The 17,666-nt window shown below is 57.3% G+C and carries 12 protein-coding genes; 10 read left to right on the top strand and 2 right to left on the bottom strand.

From position 1 onward, the window contains the following. Positions 1-137 precede the first annotated feature (137 nt). The 10 genes from C7433_RS11925 to C7433_RS11880 all read left to right on the top strand — a co-directional run bounded on the left by C7433_RS11925 (position 138) and on the right by C7433_RS11880 (position 16,051). Positions 138-1,367 carry an MdtA/MuxA family multidrug efflux RND transporter periplasmic adaptor subunit gene (locus tag C7433_RS11925; RefSeq protein ID WP_110268222.1) on the top strand — a complete coding sequence of 410 codons (1,230 nt, stop codon included), beginning with the start codon at positions 138-140 and terminating at the stop codon, positions 1,365-1,367. Continuing rightward, positions 1,367-4,489, top strand: coding sequence for an MdtB/MuxB family multidrug efflux RND transporter permease subunit (locus C7433_RS11920; protein WP_110268221.1), 3,123 nt, complete (start codon positions 1,367-1,369; stop codon positions 4,487-4,489). The genes C7433_RS11925 and C7433_RS11920 overlap by 1 nt, the downstream gene beginning before the upstream one ends. Beyond that, complete coding sequence (gene mdtC / locus C7433_RS11915) at positions 4,486-7,563, top strand: multidrug efflux RND transporter permease subunit MdtC (RefSeq protein ID WP_110268220.1); 3,078 nt, start codon at positions 4,486-4,488, stop codon at positions 7,561-7,563. The genes C7433_RS11920 and mdtC overlap by 4 nt, the downstream gene beginning before the upstream one ends. A gap of 12 nt (positions 7,564-7,575) precedes the next feature. Continuing rightward, positions 7,576-8,976 carry a multidrug transporter subunit MdtD gene (gene mdtD / locus C7433_RS11910; RefSeq protein ID WP_110268219.1) on the top strand — a complete coding sequence of 467 codons (1,401 nt, stop codon included), beginning with the start codon at positions 7,576-7,578 and terminating at the stop codon, positions 8,974-8,976. After that, positions 8,973-10,361 carry a two-component system sensor histidine kinase BaeS gene (baeS, locus tag C7433_RS11905; protein ID WP_006119887.1) on the top strand — a complete coding sequence of 463 codons (1,389 nt, stop codon included), beginning with the start codon at positions 8,973-8,975 and terminating at the stop codon, positions 10,359-10,361. Before mdtD ends, baeS begins: the two co-directional genes overlap by 4 nt. A gap of 6 nt (positions 10,362-10,367) precedes the next feature. Beyond that, entirely contained in the window at positions 10,368-11,075 is a 708-nt protein-coding gene (baeR, locus tag C7433_RS11900; RefSeq protein WP_033740518.1) for a two-component system response regulator BaeR, read from the top strand. A 116-nt stretch (positions 11,076-11,191) separates the two neighbouring features. Continuing rightward, the gene (gene yegQ, locus C7433_RS11895) at positions 11,192-12,568 is read left to right on the top strand and encodes a tRNA 5-hydroxyuridine modification protein YegQ (protein ID WP_033740520.1); all 1,377 of its coding nucleotides are present in this window, start codon (positions 11,192-11,194) and stop codon (positions 12,566-12,568) included. A 230-nt stretch (positions 12,569-12,798) separates the two neighbouring features. Next, on the top strand, positions 12,799-13,698 hold the full coding sequence (yegS, locus tag C7433_RS11890) for a lipid kinase YegS (protein WP_039338141.1): 900 nt from the start codon (positions 12,799-12,801) through the stop codon (positions 13,696-13,698). A 155-nt stretch (positions 13,699-13,853) separates the two neighbouring features. Next, positions 13,854-15,314: a mannitol dehydrogenase family protein gene (locus tag C7433_RS11885; protein ID WP_110268218.1), complete on the top strand. Its 1,461-nt coding sequence runs from the start codon at positions 13,854-13,856 to the stop codon at positions 15,312-15,314. 50 nt (positions 15,315-15,364) lie between these two features. Next, on the top strand, positions 15,365-16,051 hold the full coding sequence (locus tag C7433_RS11880; protein WP_039338144.1) for a GntR family transcriptional regulator: 687 nt from the start codon (positions 15,365-15,367) through the stop codon (positions 16,049-16,051). A gap of 28 nt (positions 16,052-16,079) precedes the next feature. Here the strand turns inward: C7433_RS11880 and thiD are convergent, their stop codons facing one another. Further along, positions 16,080-16,880, bottom strand: a complete 801-nt coding sequence (gene thiD, locus C7433_RS11875) for a bifunctional hydroxymethylpyrimidine kinase/phosphomethylpyrimidine kinase (protein WP_110268217.1) — start codon at positions 16,878-16,880, stop codon at positions 16,080-16,082. Next, entirely contained in the window at positions 16,877-17,665 is a 789-nt protein-coding gene (thiM, locus tag C7433_RS11870; protein WP_152607495.1) for a hydroxyethylthiazole kinase, read from the bottom strand. The genes thiD and thiM overlap by 4 nt, the downstream gene beginning before the upstream one ends. Between the last annotated feature and the right edge of the window lies 1 nt (position 17,666).

The raw sequence follows: 17,666 nt of genomic DNA, 5'->3' as shown, positions 1-17,666 counted from the left end.
GACATACTTACGGTGCGCTGACAGATATCCTTAATTCCTTCAAATTTTTACCCGCAGGGACGACTACAATTCGTGGTTTGCAGGCTAACGTTTATGCCCGCGTCCTGGAACGATATCGCTGGAGAGCAACAATAACAATGAACAACCGACATCCTGGAATGAAAAAAGGCCTGATTTTAGCGGTGGTTATTGCCGCTGCTGCAGGCGGTTACTACTGGTGGAAGCATCCAGCCCAACCAGCAGGCAACGAAACATCCAGCCAGTCAGAACACGGCAAAAGAGGCAACGGCGGGCATAAACCGCTTGCGCCCGTGCAGGCTGCCAGCGCCGTGACAGAAAGTGTGCCGCAATACCTTAGCGGTTTGGGTACGGTGACCGCAGCCAATACCGTCACGGTACGCAGCCGGGTAGATGGTAACCTGGTGGCCATCCATTTCACGGAAGGCCAGCAGGTCAAAGCCGGCGATCTGCTGGCAGAGATCGATCCGCGTCCCTATCAGGTCGCCCTGATGCAGGCTCAAGGCCAGCTGGCGCGCGATCAGGCTACGCTTGCGAACGCCCGCCGTGATTTAGCCCGTTACCAGAAGCTGGCGAAAACCTCGCTGGTATCCCAGCAGGATCTGGATACGCAAAACGCGCTGGTCAGTGAAACCCTGGGCACGATTAAGGCCGACGAAGGCAGCGTTGCCAGCGCACAGCTGAACCTGACTTACAGCCGAATTACTTCCCCGATTGCGGGTCGCGTCGGCCTGAAGCAGGTTGATATTGGCAACTACATCACCAGCGGTGATACCAATGGTCTGGTGGTGATCACTCAGACGCATCCGGTGGATGTCGTCTTTAGCGTCGCCGAAAACAATATCAGCCAGATCATGCAGGCGCAGAAAAGTGGCGAACCGTTGCTGGTGGAAGCCTGGGACCGCAGCAATCAACATCTGATTGCGCGCGGAAAACTGCTCAGCCTGGATAACCAGATCGACGTCACGACAGGCACCATTAAAATCAAAGCGCGTTTTGATAATCAGGATGACCTGCTTTTCCCTAATCAGTTCGTCAACGCCCGGCTGAAGGTGAATACGTTGCAGGATGCCGTCGTGATTCCGGTAGGCGCGTTACAGATGGGCAACGAAGGCCACTTTGTCTGGGTGATTAACAGCGAAGATAAGGTGAGTAAGAAAACCGTGACCGCCGGTTTCCAGGACAGTCAGAAAGTGGTCATCAATGCCGGACTGAGCGCGGGCGACCGCGTGGTAACGGATGGCCTTGACCGCCTGACAGAGGGGGCAAAAGTGGAAGTGGTTGCAGCACAGAGCAGTGCAACTAAACAGAGCCGCGCCAGCTTGCCATCCAAAGGAGAGTCAGAGTAATGCAGGTTATGCCTCCTGACCACAGCGGAGGACCGTCACGCCAGTTTATTCTGCGCCCGGTCGCGACGACGTTACTGATGATTGCTATTCTGCTGGCGGGGATTCTGGGTTACCGCTTTTTGCCGGTGTCAGCGTTACCCGAAGTGGACTATCCGACCATTCAGGTTGTTACCCTGTATCCCGGTGCCAGTCCGGATGTGGTGACGTCGTCGATTACAGCGCCTCTTGAACGTCAGTTCGGTCAGATGTCCGGTCTTAAGCAGATGGCCTCGCAAAGTTCTGGCGGCGCCTCGGTGGTGACGCTGCAGTTCCAGCTCTCGCTGCCGCTCGATGTCGCAGAACAGGAAGTGCAGGCGGCGATTAACTCTGCCTCTAACCTGCTGCCCAGCGATTTGCCGAATCCGCCGGTTTACAGCAAAGTTAACCCGGCGGATCCGCCCATCATGACGCTCGCCGTCACTACCACCAGCATGCCCTTAACCCAGGTACAGGACATGGTGGAAACACGCGTCGCGCAGAAAATTTCCCAGGTGACCGGCGTCGGCCTGGTCACGTTGACCGGCGGCCAGCGTCCCGCTGTGCGCGTTAAGATGAACACCCAGGCATTAGCCTCTATGGGCCTGACCAGCGAAATGGTGCGTACGGCGATCACCAACGCCAACGTAAATTCCGCGAAAGGCAGTCTTGATGGTCCGACCCGCTCGGTTACGCTGTCAGCCAACGATCAGATGAAATCGGTCGAGGATTACCGCCAGCTGATCGTCAGTTATAAAAATGGCGCGCCAGTGCGGCTGGCCGATGTGGCTACGATTGAACAGGGTGCCGAAAACAGCTGGCTGGGTGCCTGGTCTAACCGTGAACCCGCCATCGTACTGAATGTGCAGCGCCAGCCGGGTGCCAATATTATTGCAACCGCCGACAATATTCGCGCCATGCTGCCCGGGCTGATTGCCAGCCTGCCCAAATCCGTCGATGTCAAACTGGTCACCGATCGCACCACCAATATCCGCGCGTCCGTCACCGATACGCAGCATGAGCTGATGCTGGCAATGGCGCTCGTGGTGATGATCATCTACCTGTTCTTGCGTAATGTGCCCGCGACCATCATTCCGGCCGTGGCTGTTCCGCTGTCGCTTATTGGCACCTTTGCGGCAATGTATTTCCTGGGCTTTTCCATCAATAATCTGACGCTGATGGCGCTGACCATCGCCACAGGCTTTGTGGTGGACGATGCCATCGTGGTAATTGAGAATATCTCGCGCTATATCGAAAAAGGGGAAAAGCCGATGACAGCGGCCCTGAAAGGGGCAGGCGAAATTGGCTTTACCATTATTTCGTTAACGTTTTCACTGATTGCGGTATTGATTCCGCTGCTGTTCATGGGCGACGTGATTGGTCGCCTGTTTCGCGAATTTGCGGTGACGCTGGCGGTGGCAATTCTGATCTCAGCGGTGGTCTCGCTCACCCTGACGCCGATGATGTGTGCCCGCATGCTGAGCGCCGAGTCACTGCGTAAGCAGAACCGCTTTTCCCGTGCCAGCGAAGCGATGTTCGATCGCATCATTGCCGTTTATGGTCGTGGGCTGCGCCGGGTGCTGAATCACCCCTGGCTGACGCTGTCCGTGGCGCTCGGCACGTTGCTGCTGACGGTTTTGCTGTGGATGGCCATTCCTAAAGGTTTCTTTCCGCAGCAGGACAACGGCATTATCCAGGGAACGCTGGAGGCACCGCAGTCGGTATCCTACGCCAGTATGGCGGAGCGGACACGCGATGTTGCCTCTGTGATTATGAAAGATCCGGCTGTACAGAGTCTGACCTCGTTCGTGGGCGTGGACGGCACCAATCCGTCACTCAACAGCGCCCGGTTGCAGATTAACCTCAAACCGCTGGATATGCGCAGCGAGCGTATTCCGGAGATTCAGCAGCGGCTGCAAGCGCAGATCAGCAAAATTCCTGGCGTCACCTTGTGGTTGCAGGCGGTGCAGGACCTGACAATTGACACCCAGGCCAGCCGTACGCCGTATCAGTTTACTCTGCAGTCCGGTTCGCTGGATTCGCTCAGCACCTGGGTCCCTGCCCTGCTTAACGCCCTGCAGAAACACCCTGCGCTACGTGACGTCAGCAGTGACTGGCAGGACCAGGGGCTGGAAGCCTATATCAAAGTGGACCGCGACAGTGCCAGCCGGCTGGGCATCAGCATGGCGGACGTAGATAACGCGCTGTATGACGCCTTTGGTCAGCGGCTGATCTCCACGATTTATACCCAGGCGAATCAGTACCGCGTGGTGCTGGAACAGGACAACAGCACCATGCCGGGCCTGCAAAGCCTGGACGGTATTCGTCTGAACAGCACTGATGGTGGCAGCGTGCCGTTGAGCGCGATCGCCAGCATTGCCCAGCGCCATGCGCCTTTAACGATTAACCACCTGAGTCAGTTCCCCTCCGCCACCTTCTCTTTCAATGTGGCGAAGGGCTATTCGCTGGAAGATGCGACCAAAGCGATCAACCAGGCAGAGACGGAACTGGGGATGCCGTCAGAGGTGATGACGCAGTTCCAGGGCAGCACGCTGGCTTTCGAGGCTGCCCTGACCAGTACCGTCTGGCTGATTGTGGCGGCAGTCGTAGCGATGTATATCGTGCTCGGCGTGCTGTATGAGAGCTTTATCCATCCCATCACCATCCTCTCCACGTTGCCCACGGCGGGCGTCGGTGCGCTGCTGGCGCTGATGATAAGTGGGAATGAGCTGGATATTGTTGCCATCATCGGCATCATTCTGCTCATTGGTATTGTGAAAAAGAACGCCATTATGATGATCGACTTCGCGTTAGCGGCGGAACGTGAACAGGGCATGAAGCCCTATGATGCGATTTATCAGGCCTGCCTGCTGCGTTTCCGACCGATTCTGATGACGACGCTGGCCGCCCTGCTGGGTGCATTACCGCTGATGCTCAGCACTGGCGTAGGTGCAGAGCTGAGGCAGCCGCTGGGGATCGCCATGGTCGGCGGCCTGATTCTGAGCCAGATTCTGACGCTGTTTACCACGCCGGTAATCTACCTGCTGTTTGACCGCCTGGCGCATAACCTGCGTCGTCGCCTGGGTCAGACGGAGGCGCAGCCGTGAAGTTTTTTGGTTTGTTTATCCATCGTCCGGTCGCCACGACGCTACTGACGCTGGCCATTGCGCTGGCGGGCATTCTGGGCTTCCGCCTGCTGCCGGTGGCGCCGCTGCCGCAGGTGGATTTTCCGGTCATTATGGTGTCAGCGTCCCTGCCAGGAGCCTCGCCCGAAACGATGGCGTCTTCGGTCGCCACGCCGCTGGAGCGCTCGCTGGGCCGAATTGCAGGCGTCAGTGAAATGACCTCGACCAGTTCGCTGGGATCGACCCGCATTATTATGGTGTTCGATTTTAATCGTGATATTAACGGCGCGGCACGTGATGTACAGGCGGCCATTAACGCGGCGCAGAGCCTGCTCCCTACCGGCATGCCGTCGCGTCCGACCTACCGCAAAGCCAACCCGTCTGACGCGCCGATCATGATTATGACGCTGACGTCAGATCTGTACACGCCAGCCCAGCTTTATGATTATGCGTCGACACAGCTGGCACAGAAGCTGTCGCAGATTAATGGCGTGGGCGATGTCACCGTGGGCGGCAGCTCTCTGCCCGCAGTGCGCGTGGCGCTCAATCCGCAGGCGTTATTTAATCAGGGCGTGTCGCTGGATGCGGTGCGTCAGACCATCGCTAACGCTAACCAGCGCCGTCCGCAGGGCGCGCTGGAAGACGGGCAACAGCGCTGGCAGTTACGGACCAACGATGCATTACAAACCGCCCGGGAATACCAGCCGCTGATCGTGCAATACAACAACGGCGCGGCAGTACGGTTGTCCGATGTCGCCACCGTTGAGGACTCCGTGCAGGATGTGCGCAACGCCGGTATGTCGCGGGGCAAACCGGCCGTTTTGCTGGTGATTCGCAAAACGGCGGATGCGAACGTGATTGAGACGGTTGATCGTATTCGCGCTGAACTGCCCGAACTGCACGAAATCATCCCGACGGCGATCGATCTGCAGATTGCCCAGGATCGCTCACCCACCATCCGCGCGTCGCTCGAAGAAGTGGAGCAGTCGCTAATTATCGCCGTTGGCCTGGTCATTCTGGTGGTGTTTGTTTTCCTGCGCTCAGGTCGCGCCACGCTGATTCCGGCGGCAGCCGTGCCGGTCTCGCTGATTGGCACCTTTGCCGCCATGTATTTGTGCGGCTTTAGCCTGAACAATCTGTCGTTGATGGCGCTGACCATCGCCACCGGCTTTGTCGTGGACGATGCCATTGTGGTTCTGGAAAACATTGCCCGTCATGTTGAATCGGGCATGAAACCGCTGGCCGCCGCGCTCAAAGGCGTGCGTGAAGTGGGCTTTACGGTGCTGTCGATGAGCCTGTCGCTGATCGCGGTCTTCCTGCCGCTGCTGATGACAGGCGGATTGATTGGCCGCTTCTTCGCAGAGTTTTCCATCACCCTGTCGGTTGCTATTCTGATCTCGCTGTTTGTGTCCATCACGCTGACGCCCATGATGTGTGCTTACCTGCTGAAACCCCATGCGCCGCGCAGTCAGCCGCGGCGACGGGGCATTGGCCGCCTGCTGCTGGCGGTACAACAGGGTTATGCCCGCTCTCTGAACGTCGTGCTGAACCATGCGCGCTGGGTCATCCTGTTGCTCGTGGGCACTGTCGCCCTGACGGTGTGGCTGTTCATCAGTATTCCTAAAACCTTTTTGCCCGAGCAGGATACCGGCCGCCTGTCCGGCTTTATTTCTGCCGACCAAAGCATTTCGTTTCAGGCGATGCGCGGTAAGTTGCAGGACTTCATGAAAATCGTGGGGGCCGATCCGGATGTCTCAAGCGTGGTGGGCTTTACCGGCGGCATGCGCACCAATATGGGCCTGATGTTTATCTCCCTGAAACCCTTGTCCGAACGCAAAGATAATGCACAGGCGGTGATTGCCCGCCTGCGTACCAAGCTGGCAAAGGAGCCCGGTGCCAACCTGTATCTTAATGCGGTGCAGGATATCCGGGTGGGCGGTCGCGAAGCCAACGCCAGCTATCAGTATTCTCTGTTAACAGACGATCTGGCTGCGCTGCGCACCTGGGAACCGAAAATTCGTCAGGCCTTTAGCGCCCTGCCGGAACTGGCCGACGTTAACTCCGATCAGCAGGATCAGGGCAGCGAAATGGCCCTGACGTATGACCGGGCCAGCATGGCGCGGCTGGGCATTAATGTTTCCGAAGCGAATGCGTTGCTCAACGATGCGTTTGGTCAGCGTCAGATTTCCACCATCTATCAGCCGCTGAACCAGTACAAGGTCGTCATGGAAGTGGATCCGCGCTATACCCAAGACATCAGTTCACTGGATCAGATGTTTGTGATTAACAGCGACGGCAAACCCATCCCGCTCTCCTGGTTCGCCAAATGGCAACCGGCCAACGCGCCGCTGTCGGTTAATCATCAGGGCTTGTCTGCCGCGTCAACCCTCTCCTTTAATCTGCCAGAAGGTGTGTCGCTGTCCCAGGCATCCGAGGCGATCGATCGCACTATGACGGCGCTTGGCGTACCGTCCAGCGTGCGCGGCAGCTTTGCCGGCACCGCACAGGCGTTCCAGCAATCGCAAAGCAGTCAACTCTGGTTGATGCTGGCTGCGGTTGCGGCAGTTTATATCGTGCTGGGGATTCTCTACGAAAGCTATGTGCACCCGTTGACCATTCTTTCGACGCTGCCGTCTGCGGGCGTCGGTGCCCTGCTGGCGCTGGAGCTGTTTGATACGCCGTTCAGCCTGATTGCCTTGATCGGGATTCTGTTGTTGATCGGGATAGTAAAAAAGAACGCCATCATGATGGTCGACTTTGCGCTTGACGCAGAACGCAACGGCAATCTGAGCGCCCGCGAGGCGATTTTCCAGGCCTGCCTGTTACGCTTCCGCCCTATCCTGATGACCACGCTGGCGGCCCTGTTTGGCGCGTTACCGCTGGTGCTGACCAGCGGAGACGGCGCCGAGCTGCGTCAGCCGTTGGGCATCACCATTGCCGGCGGCTTGATCATGAGCCAGCTCCTCACGCTGTATACCACGCCGGTGGTGTACTTAATGATGGACAAACTGCGACGTAAAACGCGCACCCAGAGGATGAATGCCACTCAGCATTAAGGGGTAAATATCATGCAGAGCGTCACGGTCCGCTGGCAGTTGTGGATTGTTGCCTTTGGTTTTTTTATGCAGACGCTGGACACCACCATCGTCAACACGGCGATCCCGTCCATGGCGCACGATCTGGGCGTGAGCCCACTGCATATGCATTCGGTGATTGTGGCCTATGTGCTCACGGTGGCGGTGACGCTGCCGCTGAGCGGCTGGCTGGCGGACCGGTTCGGCGTGAGAAATATCTTTTTTAGCGCGATTGTGCTGTTCAGCGTGGGATCGCTGTTGTGCGGTCTGTCAGGCACGCTGAATCAGCTTATCATGGCGCGTGTGATTCAGGGGATTGGCGGGGCCATGATGGTGCCGGTAGGACGGCTGACGGTAATGCGTATTGTACCGCGTGACCAGTATATGTCTGCGATGACCTTTGTCACCCTGCCCGGCCAGATTGGGCCGCTGCTGGGGCCCGCACTGGGCGGTGTGCTGGTGGAATATGCCAGCTGGCACTGGATTTTCCTGATTAACATCCCGGTCGGCATCATCGGTGCCGTCGCCACGTTGAAGTTACTGCCGAACTACGCGATGCCGCCGCGACGCTTTGATTTTGTCGGGTTTGTCCTGCTGGCCGCCGGAATGGCTACGTTAACGCTGGCGCTTGACGGTCAACGCAGTAGCGGCGGCTCTGCCTTGTTACTGGCCGCGATGATCCTCATCGGCACTGGCTCTCTTCTGTTTTATCTGCTGCATGCGCGCCAAAACGACAGTGCGCTGTTCAGCCTGAAGCTGTTCGACAACCGCATTTTCTCTATTGGCTTACTCGGTAGTCTGACTGGCCGCATCGGCAGCGGCATGTTGCCCTTTATGACGCCGCTGTTCTTGCAAATCGGCATGGGCTTCAGCCCGTTTCATGCCGGCTTAATGATGATTGCCATGGTGCTGGGCAATATGGGCATGAAGCGTGTGGTTGTCAGCATTGTTAACCTGTTTGGCTATCGCAACGTGCTGGTGGGTTCAACCATAGGCCTGGCGCTGGTGGTCTTGCTGTTTCCACTGGTGGCGATGCTCGGCTGGACAGTCATGCTGCCGCTGGTGCTGTTTCTGCAAGGCATGGTGAATGCGATTCGCTTCTCTTCGATGAATACGCTGACGCTCAAGGATCTACCCGATGACCTGGCCTCCAGCGGCAACAGCCTGTTATCGATGATCATGCAGCTCTCAATGAGTATTGGCGTAACCGTGGCGGGCCTGCTGCTGGGCGCGTTTGGTCATGCAACGTCCGGGGAACAGGGTTTAAGCCATCAGGCGTTTATCTGTGTTTATCTCTGTATGGCGCTGATCATTATTCTGCCTGCGCTGGTGTTCTGGCGGGTTCCGAAAGAGATGAGTAAAAGCGTCGATCTGCGACGTCGGAGAAGTGAATGAGATCGTTCCTGCATTTTGGCATCGGTGCCAAATTATTCATGGCCATATTCTCCACCTGCATGCTGGTCCTGATTACCATGCACTGGGGCGTCCGGCTCAGCTTTGAACATGGCTTTGTCGACTATATTAAACGCGGGAATGAACAGCGGCTGAATTTGCTGGGTGCGGCGCTGGCCGATCAGTATGAACAGCATGGCGACTGGGATTTTCTGCGTAATAACGACCGGCTGATCTTCTCGATGCTGCGCTCGCTGGAGCAAAACCCGGACAGCAGTAACCAGTTACCGCCTCACGGCTGGCGCACCCAGTTCTGGGTACTCGATCAGCACTACAAAGTGATGGTCGGCCCGCGCTCACAGGTTCCCCCGGAAGGGATACGTCACGATATTACGCTCAGTAACGGTAAAGTCGTGGGCTGGATCATCAGCTCGCCGCCAGAGCGCCTGACGCGCAGCACCGATATCAATTTTGATCAGCAGCAGCGACGAACCAGCTGGTATATCGTGGGCCTCTCTACTCTGCTTGCCGCCCTGGTCACCTGGCTGATGGCGCGGGGCTTGCTGGCACCGGTGAAAAGACTGGTAGACGGTACGCATCATCTGGCGGCGGGGAATTTAGCCACACGGGTTAAGGTTGACAGCCAGGACGAACTGGGCCAGCTGGCCCATGACTTTAACCTGCTGGCCAGTTCGCTGGAGAAAAATGAAAGTATGCGTCGGGCCTTTATGGCCGACATCTCGCATGAACTGCGCACGCCACTGGCGATTTTGCGCGGTGAGCTGGAAGCCATGCAGGATGGTGTACGTAAACTCACGCCAGACGCGATTACCTCTCTGCAAAGCGAAGTAGCGCTGCTGACCAAGCTGGTGGATGATCTGCACCAGCTTTCGCTCTCTGACGTCGGCGCACTGGCCTATCGCAAGCAGGCCACCGATTTGGTGCAGCTTATTGAGATCAGCGCAGGCAATTTTACCGAGCGCTACCGCAGCCATGATTTAACCCTGAAGCTCGACATGCCGGATGACGCGCCGTTTTTTGGCGATCCTGACCGGCTGATGCAGTTGTTTATTAACCTGCTGGAAAACAGCCTGCGTTACACCGATGCCGGCGGCGAAGTCCGGGTGCGGCTCTGGTATGACGCGCCCTACTGGCACGTCACCGTAGAGGACAGCGCGCCCGGCGTGGAAGGCGATCAACAGGCACAAATATTTGAGCGTTTTTTCCGCACAGAAGGTTCGCGCAATCGCGCCAGCGGCGGCTCTGGCCTGGGGCTGGCCATCTGTAAAAACATTGTTGATGCCCACGGTGGCAGCATCAGCGCCTCGCATGCGGATTTAGGTGGGCTGAAAATCGCGCTACAATTGCGTTATGTTCCTCCCGTTTAGAAGATTATGAACCAGGAAAACACTTACCCGCTAATCCTTGTGGTTGAAGATGAACCCAAGCTGGCACAACTGATGATTGATTACCTTGAGGCTTCTAACTATCGCACGCATCATCTGGCGCACGGCAACGCGGTACTGGACTACGTTAAACAGACGCCGCCCGATCTTATCCTGCTGGATTTGATGCTGCCGGGTAAAGATGGCCTGACGCTGTGCCGTGAGATTCGCCGTGATTCCGACTTGCCGATTATTATGGTGACCGCGCGCACGGAAGAAATCGATCGCCTGCTGGGCCTGGAGATTGGTGCGGATGACTATATCTGCAAGCCATTCAGCCCACGCGAAGTGGTAGCGCGGGTCAAAACCATTTTGCGCCGGGTGAAGCGATCTCCCGAAGAAGCGCCCGTCGCGTCTTTGCTGAAAGTTCATGAAAGCCGCTTTCAGGCCAGCTGGCGTGATGAGCCGCTGGATTTAACGCCCGCTGAATTTCGTCTGCTGAAAACGCTGTCCCTTGAACCGGGAAAAGTCTTCTCCCGTGAACAGTTGTTAAACCATCTCTACGACGATTACCGGGTTGTCACCGACCGAACCATTGACAGCCATATCAAGAACCTGCGCAGAAAACTGGAAAGCCTGGACAGCGAACAACCCTTTATCCGCGCGGTATATGGCATGGGCTATCGCTGGGAAGCCGATGTCTGCCAGTTGATTTAGATTGACCCAGATCAATTTACTTCCGTTTTCACCCTGCCTACAATTCCGCACCTTTTGCAGGGTTTCCCCCTGCACATGTCGCCCAGGCGACATGCTGACCTGACATCAGTGAGCACATCATGAAACCCGAATTACTTTCCCCCGCCGGAACGCTGAAAAACATGCGTTACGCGTTTGCCTATGGGGCCGATGCCGTCTATGCCGGCCAGCCGCGCTACAGCCTACGGGTACGCAATAACGAATTCAGCCATGAAAACCTGGCGAAAGGCATTAACGAAGCCCACGCGCTGGGTAAAAAGTTTTATGTGGTGGTGAACATCGCCCCGCATAACGCCAAGCTGAAAACCTTTATTCGCGATTTAACGCCGGTAATTGAGATGCAGCCCGACGCGTTAATCATGTCCGATCCTGGCCTGATCATGCTGGTGCGTGAGGCGTTTCCGGCCATGCCCATCCACTTATCTGTGCAGGCTAACGCCGTAAACTGGGCAACGGTGAAATTCTGGCAGCAAATGGGCTTAAGTCGGGTGATTTTATCCCGCGAGCTGTCGCTGGAGGAGATCGCCGATATTCGCGAGCAGGTGCCGGACATGGAGCTGGAAGTATTTGTGCACGGCGCACTGTGTATGGCGTACTCCGGGCGCTGTCTGCTGTCGGGCTACATGAATAAACGCGATCCTAACCAGGGAACCTGCACCAACGCCTGCCGCTGGGAATACCAGTTGCAGGAAGCCAGACAAGATGACGTCGGCAACATTGTTGAAATTCATCAGCCGGTCAGCGTACAGGACGTGACGCCCACATTGGGCATTGGGCAACCCAGCGACAAGGTGTTTTTGCTGGAGGAGAAAATGAAACCCGGCGAAATGATGAGTGCCTTTGAAGATGAACACGGCACCTACATCATGAACTCGAAAGATCTGCGTGCCGTGGCGCACGTCGAGCGCCTGAGCCAGATGGGCGTTCACTCGCTGAAAATCGAAGGTCGCACCAAATCTTATTATTACTGCGCCCGCACCGCACAGGTTTATCGCAAAGCCATTGACGATGCGGCGGCAGGTAAACCGTTTGATTCTGCCCTGCTGGAAACCCTGGAAGGCCTGGCGCATCGCGGCTATACCGAAGGTTTTTTGCGTCGTCACACCCACGACAGCTACCAGAATTACCAGACCGGCTACTCTGTCTCAGAGCGCCAGCAGTTCGTCGGGGAGTTCAGCGGTGAACAGCGCGAGGGCTGGGCGGAAGTACGGGTAAAGAATAAATTTGTTCTGCATGACAGCCTGGAGATCATGACGCCGTCCGGTAACCTGATCTGCACCCTTGATGCCCTGCAAAACAGCCGTGGAGAACCGACAGAGGTGGCCCCGGGAGACGGGCATCGCGTCTGGATGAAAGTGCCGCCGGAGGTAGATCTGCGGTTTGCCTTGCTGCTGCGTAACTTTGCGCCAGGCCAGAACACTCAGGATCCGCATGCCGCTCACGCCACGGCCTGACAAAATTTGACAAAAGCAAGAACAGGATCACAGACGGCTCGGTTTTACTGAACTATAGTGCTGCCTGCTACCAATGAGTAACAATTATCAGCAGCAGTAACTGGATCCACCTCATTCACCCGCCCGGCTCCCCCGTGCGGGTTTTCTTTTTTCTCCCTTTCGCCAATCATTTTTCTCTTCCGGCTATGCTATAACCACTAACTACGCTTTCGATCTCCAAGGAACAGATAATGGACAAACAATCGCTTACGCTGCTAATCCTGAATGGTAAAGGCGCAGGTAATGACGATCTCCGTGAAGCGATCACGAAGCTGCGCGCCGAGGGCTTTAACATAGCCGTGCGCGTGACGTATGAAAAAGGAGACGGTGAGCGTTACGTGGAAGAAGCCCTTGAACTGCAGGCGGAAACCGTGGTGGCGGGCGGCGGTGACGGCACCGTCAACGAAATCGCTACCGCACTGGCGTCGGTCAACGCGGATGAGCGCCCGGTTCTGGGGATTCTGCCGCTGGGCACAGCGAACGATTTTGCCACCAGCGTCGGCATTCCTGAAGAGATTGAGCACGCCTTGCGCCTGGCTATCCAGGGTAAAGCCTGTGATATCGACCTCGCCCGCGTTAACCAGCATCACTATTTTATTAATATGGCGACCGGAGGATTTGGCACGCGCATTACGACCGAGACGCCGGAAAAACTCAAATCCGCACTGGGCGGCGTGTCCTATTTTATTCATGGGTTGATGCGCATGGACACGCTAAAACCGGACAGTTGTGAAATTACCGGGCCCGGTTTTAACTGGCAGGGCGATGCGCTGGTCATCGGCATCGGCAACGGTCGTCAGGCCGGAGGCGGTCAGCGTTTATGCCCGTCGGCGTTGATTAACGATGGCCTGCTGGACGTCAGCATTGTCACCGCGCAGGAGTTGCTGCCTACCCTGCTGCATTCCCTGACCGGCGATGAAGAGAATCCCGGCATTGTTTCTACGCGCTTATCGTCCCTGACGATTCGCTCACCGCATGAAATGACCTTTAACCTGGATGGCGAACCGCTGACAGGCCAGTCATTTACCATTGATATCATGCCGGGCGCGTTAAGCTGCCGCCTGCCGCCGCAGTGTGCCCTGCTGAGTTAATTCTCACGGGAGCCCTGGCTCCCGGCCTTAATGTAAACAGTTCGTGATTACATTCACAATTCCGCTACTTCAACTTGTATGGTAGTAGCGGGACGCGTAATTTTTCATCCTTAATGCCAGCATGGCCTGCCGTCCGTCTGCCACAAGGATGCTTTATGCTACACATCGATCACCTTCCTGCGGATGTTCATCTGCCCGCCTATGACCGTCGCCAGCTTAAAACCCGTATAGTGCATATCGGCTTTGGTGCCTTTCATCGCGCCCATCAGGCCTTGTGCACGGATAAACTGGCCGAACAGGGTAGCGACTGGGGAATCTGCGAGGTTAACCTTAACAGCGGCGAGCTGATTCAGGCACTCCGCCAACAGGACTTTCTCTATACGTTGACCGAAAAAAGTGACGACGCCGTGAAAACCCGGGTCATTGGGGTGGTTACCGCGGCACTGCACGGCAAAACGGACGGCATTGATGCCGTGATTACGGCCCTGTGCCAGCCGGACGTGGCGATTGTGTCGATGACCGTGACAGAAAAAGGCTATTGTCACCTGCCCGCCAGCGGCAATCTCGATCTGCAACATGCGGATATCGTGCATGACCTGGCGCACCCCGCACAGCCCCGCTCGCTGCCCGGAGTGATTGTCGCCGCCATCCGCCGTCGACGCGATCTGGGTTTAGCGCCTTTCAGCGTGATGTCCTGCGATAACATGCCTGAAAATGGCCACGTCACACGGAATGTGGTGACGCAGCTCGCCCGGCAGCATGATGCGTCGCTGGCGGACTATATTCAGCACAACATCACCTTTCCCTCCACCATGGTAGATCGCATCGTTCCGGCGATGAATGAGGCCGCCTTTGACGCGTTACGTGCCCGTATTGGTTCGTCCGATCCAGTGGCCGTTGAGGCTGAACCCTTCTTTCAGTGGGTGATTGAAGACCACTTTGTCAGCGGCCGACCTGACTGGGACAAGGCCGGTGCCGAACTGGTGGAGGATGTGCTGCCGTTTGAGCAAATGAAGTTGCGCATGCTCAATGGCAGCCACTCCTTTCTGGCGTACCTTGGTTACCTTGCGGGTTATGAACACATCAGCGATTGTATGGCTGACGACGCGTTCCGGGCGGCTGCACGTGCGCTGATGGTTAACGAACAGGCACCGACGTTAACCACGCAGGGGGTGGATTTACCGGCTTACGCCGACGCCTTAATCGCTCGCTTTGCCAACCGCGCTATCAGACACCGCACCTACCAGATTGCGACCGATGGCACCCAGAAACTGCCACAACGCTTTCTTGACAGCGTACGCTGGCATCTCGCTAACGGCACACCCTGCCCGCTGCTGTTGCTGGGCATTGCCGCCTGGATGCGCTATGTCGCTGCGGTCGATGAAAAAGGCGAACCTATAGCGATCCGTGACCCACTTAAAGCCCAGCTGGCCACCTGTGTGGCAGAAAGTGCGGAAGGTCAGGAGCGGGTGCGGGCCTTACTGGGCCTGAAAACCGTTTTCGGCGAGGATCTGGCGGATAATACAGCCTTTGTTGACGCGCTCTCCGCCTGCTATATACAGTTGACGAAAGTGGGGGCACGGGCGGCCGTGCAACAGGCCATCGCACAGGGCTAAGGCGTTTTAACGCGCTGGCGAAATCGGGTTAATGTTAACAGGGACAGAACATGACGCTTTCCTACACCATCACGACAAGTGAACCGGTCAATCAGCAGATTTACCGTTATCTACGCAAAGATATCGTCACCTGCGTCATTCAGCCGGGCGCTTTGCTGTCGGAAAAAGAGGTTTCCGCCCGTTTTCATCTCTCTCGCCAGCCGGTACGTGAGGCGTTCATTAAGCTGGCAGAAGCCGGTCTGGTACAAATCCTTCCACAGCGCGGCACCTTTGTGCGTAAGATTTCAGCGAAGCAGGTTGAAGATGGACGCTTTATCCGGGAAGCGGTAGAACTGGCCGTGATACGCCGCGCAGCGCGGGAAACAAGCCAGCGCGGACTGATGGCGCTGGAGCATAATCTGCAGCTCCAGCGCATCACTGCCGCCCGGGGCGACAGCCAGATGTTTCTCAGCCTGGACGATGAATTCCATCGTCTGATTGCCGAGAGCATCGACTGTATGCTGGCATGGGAAACCATTGAAAACATCAAGGCGACGATGGACCGGGTGCGCTATCTCACCCTGAATCAGGTCGCGCCCGCTGAAACGCTGATCGAACAACATGAAGCCGTTTTTGCCGCCCTGAAAGCGCGCGATGCGGACCAGGCAGAAACCGCCCTGCGTCACCATCTGCAGGCAATGATGTTTTCGCTCGCGCCCGTGATCAGGCAAAACCGTGACTGGTTCGAGGCTGAGTAGCGCGCCGTACAATCGCTGAGCGAAGCCGTTACCACCACTGATGAAAATGATGCACAGGTCCAGTCCCGTGGCCCACCTCCAGCGAATCGGCTGCCAGCAGGGCCTGTTGTAGCCAGGTTTTGGCTTCATTAACCGTCTCCGCCCAGTCACTGTGCCGTGGACGCAGGGCCGCCAGCGCAGCAGACAGCGTACAACCGGTACCGTGCGTATGGCGCGTTTTCACCCGAGGCGTGCTGAACCGTTGCCGCCCCGCTGGCGTGATCAGCCAGTCAGGACTTTCGCCATGATCCAGATGTCCGCCCTTCATCAGCACGGCCTGACAACCCAGCGCCAGAAGGGCATCACCCTGCGTCAGCATCTCGTTCTCATTGCTGGCCATACCGCATTCGAGCAGCGCGGCGGCTTCGGGCAGATTAGGTGTGATCAGTGACACCTGTGGCAACAGGTGTTCGCGGACACAGGCAATGGCATCAGGACTCAGTAAGGCATCGCCGCTCTTGGCCACCATCACCGTGTCCAGCACCACGAACGGGATTGCCCGGCGCTGCAAGCCAGCCGCCACCCGCTCCACGATCGCCGCGTCGGACAGCATGCCAATTTTTGCACTGTCGATGCGCACGTCATCAAGAACGGAATCCAGCTGTGCGCTGACAAAATCAGGATCAATACGGTACACCGACTGTACGCCACAGGTATTTTGCGCCACCAGGGCCGTAATCACGCTGGTGCCGTAAGCGCCCAGTGCGGAGAAGGTTTTCAGGTCGGCCTGAATCCCGGCACCGCCGCTGGGATCGGTACCGGCAATCGTTAAAGCATTGATGCGTTTCACAGAGCGGCCTCCAGTGTCCAGAGCGCGTCCAGAAACGCTGGTGCAAAGCTGCCCGGCCCGGTTGATGCCTGTGCGGCTTTCTCTCCGGCCAGTGCCATCACCCGACAGGCGCTGGCGATATTCACCAGTCTGTCACCCGGCAGGCTGGCAAAGGCGGCGACGACCGCAGACAGCGCACAGCCGGTACCGACCACCCGCGTCATTAAGGGCGATCCGCCGACGATCGACAGGGTACGCATCCCGTCGGTGGCATAATCCACCTCGCCAGTGACCACCACACAGGTCTGATACTCCCGCGCCAGTTGTTGGGCGGCCAGCAGGGCGCTTTCGGCGGCGTGCAGACTGTCCACGCCACGTCCGCCGTCAGCCTGCTGGGCCAGCGCCAGAATCTCGGAAGCATTGCCGCGAATCACGGCAGGCGACTGCATCAGCACCTGCTGGCAAAACCGGGTACGCAACGTCAGTGCGCCCACCGCTACCGGGTCCAGCGTCCAGGGCGTGCCTGCCAGATTAGCCGCCTCGATTGCCGCGGCCATGGCCTGCTGGCGTTCGTGCGTTAATGTGCCGACATTGATTAACAGTGCATCCGCGATACCGCTGAACTGCGGCGCTTCCTCGCGATCGATGACCATGGCAGGTGACGCGTTCAGAGCAAGCAGGACATTAGCCGTGAGCATTTGCACCACATCATTGGTCATGCAGTGCACGAGCGGTGACTGACGGCGAAACTGTTGCAGGATGGGCGCGCATTGCGCATCAGAAAGATGGTGCGGTTGATGTGTCATC

The organism is Pantoea sp. PNA 03-3, assembly GCF_003201175.1.
Taxonomy (GTDB): domain Bacteria; phylum Pseudomonadota; class Gammaproteobacteria; order Enterobacterales; family Enterobacteriaceae; genus Pantoea; species Pantoea stewartii.
The sequence above is the reverse complement of the archived record's forward strand: the minus strand, read 5'-3'. Positions and strand labels throughout refer to the sequence as shown.

What these genes read in the sequence shown, in the direction of transcription:
- C7433_RS11925 (WP_110268222.1), top strand. Translation starts at nt 138, where the DNA reads ATGAACAACCGACATCCTGGAATGAAAAAAGGCCTGATTTTAGCGGTG.
- C7433_RS11920 (WP_110268221.1), top strand. Translation starts at nt 1,367, where the DNA reads ATGCAGGTTATGCCTCCTGACCACAGCGGAGGACCGTCACGCCAGTTT.
- mdtD (WP_110268219.1), top strand. Translation starts at nt 7,576, where the DNA reads ATGCAGAGCGTCACGGTCCGCTGGCAGTTGTGGATTGTTGCCTTTGGT.
- baeS (WP_006119887.1), top strand. Translation starts at nt 8,973, where the DNA reads ATGAGATCGTTCCTGCATTTTGGCATCGGTGCCAAATTATTCATGGCC.
- baeR (WP_033740518.1), top strand. Translation starts at nt 10,368, where the DNA reads ATGAACCAGGAAAACACTTACCCGCTAATCCTTGTGGTTGAAGATGAA.
- yegS (WP_039338141.1), top strand. Translation starts at nt 12,799, where the DNA reads ATGGACAAACAATCGCTTACGCTGCTAATCCTGAATGGTAAAGGCGCA.
- C7433_RS11885 (WP_110268218.1), top strand. Translation starts at nt 13,854, where the DNA reads ATGCTACACATCGATCACCTTCCTGCGGATGTTCATCTGCCCGCCTAT.
- C7433_RS11880 (WP_039338144.1), top strand. Translation starts at nt 15,365, where the DNA reads ATGACGCTTTCCTACACCATCACGACAAGTGAACCGGTCAATCAGCAG.
- thiM (WP_152607495.1), bottom strand. Translation starts at nt 17,665, where the DNA reads ATGACACATCAACCGCACCATCTTTCTGATGCGCAATGCGCGCCCATC.